Source organism: Pyxidicoccus sp. M6 (genome assembly GCF_055568925.1).
Map to the genome: position 1 here is coordinate 3,804,885 of NZ_CM145714.1, position 8,368 is coordinate 3,813,252.

Consider the following 8,368-nt stretch of genomic DNA (forward strand, 5'->3'; position numbering starts at 1 on the left):
CCGCAGCGTCTCCTCGCGGAGGTGTCGCTCCAGCTCCGCCTGGGCGGTCTGGGGCTCCTGCGTGCTGAGGTCCACCATGTCGAGCGGTAGCTCGGCCCGGGGGCTGATGACCTGGAGGGGCTCGCCCTGGTCCTGGGTGAAGTGCGTGCGGAGCGCTTCGTGACGCCAGGTCAGCTCAGCCAGCGCGCGGTGCAGGGCGCCCGCGTCGAGCGTGCCCTCCAGGCGCACGAAGGACGGCATGTTGTACGTGGGGCGTCCTGGCTCGAGCTGGTCGATGAGCCACAGCCGCTGCTGCGCGAAGGACAGCGGCAACGCGCCGGTGCGCGGCACGGGGACGATGGCGGGAACCTGCCGGTCCACGCCGGACGCGGGAGTGCCCGCGAGGAGGGCGGCGAGCGCGGCGACGGTGGATGACTCGAAGAGGGCCCGCAGCGGCAGCTCCACGCCAAGCGACGTGCGCAGGTGCGACGCCACCCGGATGGCCAGGAGCGAGTGACCACCCAGGGCGAAGAAGTCGTCGGTGACGCTCACGCGCTGCACGCCCAGCACGTGGGCGAAGGCGTCCGCGACCTTTTCTTCCAGCGGAGTCCGCGGCGCGACGAATGGCGCTTCGCCACGAAGGCTGTCCGCATCCGGAGCGGGCAGGGCCTTGCGGTCCACCTTGGCGTTGGCGGTGAGGGGCAGGGTGTCCAGCCGCACGAGGGCGGAGGGCACCATGTACTCGGGCAGGCGCTGCTTGAGGGACTCGCGCAGGGCGGACACGTCGAGCGACTCGGGCGCGGCGACGTAGCCGACGAGACGCTTGTCCCCGGGGACGTCCTCACGCACCAGGGCCACGGCCTGACCCACATCGGGGAATGCGAGCAGGGCCGCTTCGACTTCGGCCAATTCGATGCGGTAGCCACGCACCTTCACCTGGGCGTCGGCGCGGCCGAGGAACTCCAGCACGCCGTCGTTGCGCCAACGGGCGAGGTCACCGGTGCGGTAGAGGCGCGCGCCGGGAGCAGCGGAGAAGGAGTCGGGGACGAAGCGTTCGGCGGTGAGGGAGGGCTGGCCGACGTAGCCACGGGCCACGCCGTCGCCGCCGATGAACAGCTCACCCACGACACCGACGGGCACCGGCTGACCGGAGGCGTCGAGCAGGTACACCTGAGTGTTGCCCATGGGCTTGCCGATGGGCACGGAGGTGCCCACGTGGGCCACGTCCGTCATGCGGTGGGTGGAGGCAAAGAGAGTCGTCTCGGTGGGGCCGTAGCAGGCCGTCACCGGGATGCGCAGCTCTTCAATCACGCGGCGCACGTGAGGCGCGCTCACCACGTCGCCACCGGTGAGGAGCTGCTTCACGCCGCGCAGGGCGGGGAAGTTGTGGTCCACCACCTGGGTGAAGAGACCTGCGGTGAGGTGAAGCGTCGTCACGCCGTGCTTCACCAACGCGGACTCCAGCGCCTTCAAGTCGGAGGGCGAGGAGGGCGGGAACACCACCAGCCGCGCGCCATGGAGCAACGGCCCCCACAGCTCCAGGGTAGAGGCGTCGAAGGAGACGGGCGCGATGAGGAGGAAGGTCTCATCGGGGCCGAGGTGCGCGTAGTCGTTGCCGAAGACGGTGCGCAGGACGGCGGCCTGCGGAGTGCCAACGCCCTTGGGCCTGCCGGTGGAGCCGGAGGTGAAGTCGATGTACGCGAGGCTCTGCGGCAGCGCGGCGACAGGAAGCGCGGAGATCGGCTGCGCGTCCAGGGACACGTCTCCCAACACGACGGTGGACAGGCCTTCGGCGGGCAGCTTCGCAAGCAGCTCGCGTGAGGTGACGAGCACGCCCGGCTGCGCGTCCTCAATCATCGCGGCGAGGCGCTCGCGGGGATACGACGGGTCGAGCGGGACGTAGGCGCCGCCGGCCTTGAGGATGGCGACGAGGGCAACAATCAGCTCCAGCGAGCGGTCGAGGGCAATGGCCACGCGCGAGTCGGTGGACACACCGAGGCCGCGCAGGTGCCAGGCGAGCTGATTGGCGCGCTCATCGAGCTGACGGTAGGTGAGCTTCGAGTCGCCGAACTCCACGGCGACCTTGTCGCCGTAGCGGGCCACCACGTGTGCAAAGACTTCGGGCAGGGTGGAGCCGCGCGGGTACTCGGTGGCGGTGGCATTCCACTCCACCAGCACCTGACGCCGCTCCTCCTCCGACAGCAGGGACACGTCACCCAACCGGCTGTCGGGCCGGGCCACCAGCGCCTCCAGCGCCAGGGCCCAGTGCTTCAACAGTTGCTCCAGGCGGTACGCCTCGAAGCGCGACACGTCATACGCCAGGCGCAGCTCCATCCGCGTGCCCGGGATGATGACGGCCACCAGCGGCAGGTCCGCCTGCTCCCGCGCTACGACGTCCCGCAAGCCGAGGTCCGCGCGGGCCGACTTCACCGCGGCGTCGATGGGATAGTTCTCGAAGACGAACAGTGACTGGAACAGCGGGGTGCCGCGAGGCACGGCGCTCCAGCCCTGGATGCGCACTAGCGGCGAGTGCTCGTGGTTGCGCTGCTCCGCGAGCTGCGAATGCATCCCCTTCAGCCATGGGAGCACGCGCGTGTTCTCGTCCACGCGCACGCGCACGGGCAGCGAGTTGATGAACAGGCCCACCGCGCGGTCGATGCCTGGCAGCTCCGCCGAGCGGCCAGAGGTGGTTGCGCCATAGACGACTTCGCCCTCACCCGTGTGGCGAGACAGCGCCAGGGCCCACGCCGCCTGCACCACCGCGTTGGGCGTGAGCTGGTGCTGGCGCGCGAAGGCCTGGAGCGCCGTGGTCAGCTCGGCGGACAGCGGCGCGCGAAGCTCGTGGCGGCCGTGCGCGCCCGTGGGCTTCTCGGGCAGCAGGCCCGGCAGGGGCGTGGGGGCGGTGAAGCCCTGGAGGGACTGACGCCAGAACGCCTCCGTACGCTCCATCGGCTGGCGCTGGAGCCAGGCGATGTAGTCGCGGAAGGGCATCGACGTGCCCTTCGCGGGCATGCGGCCCGCACGCAGCTCGTCGTAGGCGGCGAACAGCTCCTGGAGGATGGCGCCGAGGCTCCACCCGTCCATCAGCAGGTGGTGGTGCGTCCAGACGACGCGGTGCGAGCTCTCCTCCAGCCGCACCACCGTCACGCGCGTCAGCGGTGCATGGCGCGGGTCGAAGCCACGCCGGGTGTCCTCGGACATCAGCGCGTCGAAGCGGGCCCGCTGCTCGGCCTCGGGCACACCGCGCCAGTCGTGCTCCTCCCAGGGCACGGGGGTTCTCGGGTGTACGAGCTGCAGCGGCTCCTCCAGTCCATCCCAGAGGAACGAGGTACGCAGCGGCGCGTGGCGCTCCGCCACGACGTTCAATGCGCTCCGGAAGGTGCCCAGGTCCACCGCGCCGGTGAAGGTCCAGGCGAGTTGCGAGACGTAGACGCCCGAGCTGGGCTCCGCCAGCGTGTGGAAGAGCATGCCCTGCTGGAGCGGAGACAGCGGGTAGAGGTCCTCCACCTCCAGCCCTGCGGGCAGCACCCGGTCCAGCGCGGACTGAGTCAGCTTCGCCAGCGGGAAGTCGGCCGGCGTGTAGCGGCGTGCGTCTGTGGACGTGCGGGTGGCGATGAGCTGGCGCAGCGCGGAGAGGCAGCGCGCGGCCAGGGCCTGCACGGTCTCCTCGCGGTGCACGGCCTCGCTGTACGTCCAGCCCAGCGTGAGCCGTCCCTCGAAGACATAGCCGTTCACCTCCAGGAGGTGGCCGCGCTCGCCCTGGTTGCTCCACAGCGCGCCCGTGGGTTCGCGCGTTGGCGAGAAGGGCGCGCCCTGTGCCTGCGCGCCTCCCACCTGGTCGAACTGGCCCAGGTAGTTGAAGGACACCTCCGCCCGGGGCGCCTCGTGGAAGGCTCGCGCCGCATCGCCGCCCAGGTAGCGCAGCAGCCCGTGACCGATGCCGCGCCGGGGTAGCTTCCGCAGCGAGTCGCGCACGGCGCGCAGCCGGTCTCCCAGCGTGGAGGCGGCGGACACGTCCAGCACCACCGGGTACGCGGAGGTGAACCAGCCCACGGTGCGAGACAGGTCCACGTCCTCGAAGAGGGCCTCACGGCCGTGGCCCTCCAGCTCCACGCGCAGCCGAGGCTGGCCCGTCCACTGCGACAGGCTGTCGGCAAGCGCCGCCAGCAGCACGTCGTTGATGTGCGCGCGCCAGGCGGCCGGAGTCTCCTGCAACAGCAGGCGTGTCTCCTCCGCGTCCAGCGACACCTGCACCACGCGAGAGGAGGCCCGCGTGTTGGCCGCGCCAGCCACGTCCACCGGCAGCGCGGGCACGGGCACGCGGCCCTGCTCCTCCCAGTAGGGCAGCTCGCGCGCCACTTCCTCGGAGCGCGCGAAGGCCTGGAGCTTCTCCGCCCACGTCTTGAACGAGGTGGACTTCGGGGGCAGCGCCACCGGCTGGCCACGCTGGAGCTGTGAGTACGCGGTGGCCAGGTCCTCCAGCAGGATGCGCCAGGAGACGCCGTCGACGGCGAGGTGGTGGATGGCCAGCAACAACCGAGGTGTGCGGGCCGGTCCGAAGTGGAAGAGGGCGGCGCGCAGCAGCAGGCCCTCGTCCAGGTGGAGGCTGGCCTGGATGCGGGTGGCCTCGGCCTCCAGGGCCCGTCCCTGGTCGGCCTCGGGCACCGAGGACAGGTCCACCTGCTGCAGGCGCACGGGCACGCCGAGACCGGCAACCTCCTGCTGCCACGCACCGTCCGTCCCGCGCGTGAAGCGCAGGCGCAGCGAATCGTGGTGGGCCACCAGTGATTGCAGCGCCTGCTCCGCGCACGTCACGTCCACCGCTCCGCGCGCGGCGAGGAGCACGGCCTGGTTGTAGTGGTGCGGCAGCGCGGGCGGCTGCTCGAAGAAGGCGAGCTGGACGGGCGTCAGCGGTACGGCGCCGCGCACGAGTCCCTGCTCGGCCTGGACGTGGCCCTCGCGCTTCGCCACGCGGGCCAGGGCCTCCAGCGTCTGGTGCTGGAAGATGTGGCTGGCGGCGAGGTGCAGGCCCGCCTGCCGCGCGCGGGAGACGAGCTGGATGGAGAGGATGGAGTCGCCGCCCAGCTCGAAGAAGTTGTCGTGCAGCCCGACGCGGGGCACGCGGAGCAGCTCCGCCCAGACAGAGGCCAGGGCCTTCTCCTCGGGCGTGCGCGGCTCCTCGAAGGCCGCGGTTTCAGCGCGCTGCTGCGTCTCCGGAGCGGGCAGGGCCTTGCGGTCCACCTTGCCGTTGGGCGTCAGGGGCAGGGCCTCCAGCACCACCAGCGCCGACGGCACCATGTAGTCCGGCAGTCGCCCCGCCACGAAGGCGCGCAGCGCCGCGGTGTCCAGGGTTCGGGGCGCGTCTCCTTCCGCGGGCGCGGGCACCACGTAGGCCACCAGTCGCTTGTCGCCGGGCCGGTCCCCGCGTGCCAGGACCACCGCCTCGCCCACTCCGGAGAAGGCGAGCAGGGCCGCTTCGACTTCGGCCAATTCGATGCGGAAGCCGCGGACCTTCACCTGCGCGTCCGCGCGGCCGAGGAACTCCAGCACGCCGTCGTTGCGCCAGCGGGCGAGGTCACCCGTGCGGTAGAGGCGCGCGCCGGGAACAGCGGAGAAGGAGTCGGGGACGAAGCGCTCGGCGGTGAGGGAGGGCTGGCCGACGTAGCCGCGAGCCACGCCATCGCCGCCGATGAACAGCTCGCCGACAACACCGACGGGCACCGGCTGACCGGAAGCATCGAGCAGGTACACCTGCGTGTTGCCCATGGGCTTGCCGATGGGCACGGCGGTGCCGACTTGCTCCACCGAAGCCATGCGGTGGGTGGAGGCGAAGAGTGTGGTTTCCGTCGGGCCGTAGCAGGCGGTGACGGGGATGCGCAGCTCTTCAATCACGCGGCGCACGTGAGGCGCGCTCACCACGTCACCACCGGTGAGGAGCTGCTTCACACCGCGCAGGGCGGGGAAGTTGTGGTCCACCACCTGCGTGAAGAGACCGGCGGTGAGGTGAAGCGTCGTCACGCCGTGCTTCACCAGCGCGGACTCCAGCGCCTTCAAGTCGGAGGGCGAGGAGGGCGGGAACACCACCAGCCGAGCGCCATGGAGCAACGGGCCCCACAGCTCCAGCGTGGACGCATCGAAGGAGACGGGCGCGATGAGGAGGAACGTCTCGTCCGGGCCGAGGTGCGCGTAGTCGTTGCCGAAGAGGGTGCGCAGGACGGCGGCTTGCGGAGTGCCGACACCCTTGGGCCGGCCCGTGGAGCCGGAGGTGAAGTCGATGTACGCGAGGCTCTGCGGCAGCGCGGTGATGGGAGGCGCGGACGTGGGCTGCGTCTCCAGGGACACCTCGCCCAGCACCACGGTGGACAGGCCTTCGGCGGGCAGCTTCGCGAGCAGCTCACGCGAGGTGACGAGGACGCGCGGCTGCGCATCCTCCAGCATGGCGGCGAGGCGCTCACGCGGATAGCTCGGGTCGAGCGGGACGTAGGCGCCGCCGGCCTTGAGGATGGCGACGAGGGAGACAATCAGCTCCAGCGAGCGCTCCAGCGAGACGGCCACGCGCGAGTCGGTGGACACGCCGAGGCCGCGTAGGTGGTGCGCGAGCTGGTTGGCGCGCTCGTCGAGCTGACGGTAGGTGAGCTTCGAGTCGCCGAACTCCACGGCGACCTTGTCTGGGAAACGAGCGACGACCCGCGAGAAGACCTCGGGCAGGGTGGAGCCGCGCGGGTACTCGGTGGCGGTGGCGTTCCACCCCACCAGCACCTGCTGGCGCTCGTCGCCGGAGAGCAGGGGCAGCGCGGACAGGCGACGCTCCGGGTGCGCGACGATGCCCTCCAGCAGCGTGTGGAAGTGCGTGAGCAGGCGCTTCAACGTCGCTTCATCGAACAGGTCCGTGCGGTAGACGACGGCGACGCGCAGGCCCTGGGGCAGCTCGGTGGCCGCCAGCGACAGGTCCACCTGCGCGGCCCCGCTGTCCACGGGCTGCGCTTCCATCCGCAGCCCGGGCACCTGCAACGGAGGCAGGGGCGCGTTCTGCAGGGCGAACATCACCTGGAACAGCGGCGTGACATTGAGCCGCCGCTCCGGCTTCAGCGCCTCCACCACCTTCTCGAAGGGCAGGTCCTGGTGGGCGAAGGCGCCCAGCACCGTCTCGTGGACGCGGCCCAGCAGCTCCAGGAAAGTCGGGTTGCCGGACAGGTCCGCGCGCAGGGCCAGTGTGTTGACGAAGAGGCCGATGAGCCCCTGGAGGTCGGTGCGATTGCGCCCGGCGATGGGGGCACCCACCACCACGTCGTCCTGGCCGCTGTAGCGGGACAGCAGCACCTGCCAGGCGGACAAAAGCAGCGTGAAGAGGGTGCGGCCCTCGCGGCGGGCCAGCTCCTGGAGGGACTGGAGCAGCTCGGGAGGCAGCATCACCGTGTGACGCGCGCCCCGGTTGCTCGGCATGGAGGGACGGGGCCTGTCGGTGGGCAGCTCCAGCAGGGCATCCGGGTCCAGTTGCTTGCGCCAGTAGCCGAGCTGCGTGTCCAGCGTCTCGCCCTGGAGCCAGTCCCGCTGCCACGCGGTGAAGTCCGCGTACTGCAATGGCAGCGGGGGCAGGGACACGGGCTGGCCCGCGGCGAGCGCGGGGTAGAGCGCGCCCAGCTCGCGCACGAGGACACCCAAGGACCATCCATCGGAGACGATGTGGTGCACGTCGACGAGCAGCAGGTGCTCGTGCGTACCCCAGCGGAACAGCACCGCGCGCAGCAGCGGCCCCTTCTCCACGTCGAAGGGCTGCTGCGCCTGGACGTGCAGTCGGCGCCAGGCCTCGGCCTCGCGCTCGGACGCGGTGCCTTCCGCCACGTCCACCACGGGCAGTGAGACCGCGAGCGAAGCGGCAATCTGCTGCGAGACACGTCCGTCCTGCTCGACGAACGTGGTGCGCAGCGTCTCATGGCGCTGCACCAACTCCTGGAGCGCGCGGCGGAGCGCGTCGGTGTCGAGCTCGCCGGACAGGCGCACGGCGATGGGCACGTTGAGCGCGGCGCTGCCGGGGTTGAGCCGCTCCTGGAACCACATCCGCTCTTGCGCGAAGGACACCGGCGCACGACGGGACTGACGGCTCTTGTCGCGCAGCAGCTCTGCGAGCCGCGCGCGCTTTTGTTCGGGAGTGAGCGCCATGGTCAAACCTGCTCTCGGGTTTCACGCAGTCCGGTTACGGGGCGCCCGCTTGCTTGGAAGCGACACCGGGCCATCCGGATGAATTGCGAAACCACGGGAATCTCCAACGGGATGTGGAAACAGTGAGGAGAGAGAACTCCGCGACAGCGAGAATAGCTCGGTGAACGAGCCATTCTCCAATCTCCCACCGTTGGAGTCATAGAAGGCTGGGCTGACGTGCTTCGGCCCT

Annotated in this window: 1 protein-coding gene (running past one end of the window); it reads right to left on the minus strand. The window is 70.8% G+C overall.

The features are described 5' to 3' along the window. Positions 1-8,139, minus strand: the start of a protein-coding gene (locus ACVTJA_RS15385) for a non-ribosomal peptide synthase/polyketide synthase (RefSeq protein WP_465837124.1). The gene continues 35,418 nt to the left of window position 1, outside the view; 8,139 of the gene's 43,557 nt are visible here — the first part of the coding sequence; it begins with the start codon at positions 8,137-8,139; its stop codon lies beyond the left edge, outside the window. Between the last annotated feature and the right edge of the window lie 229 nt (positions 8,140-8,368).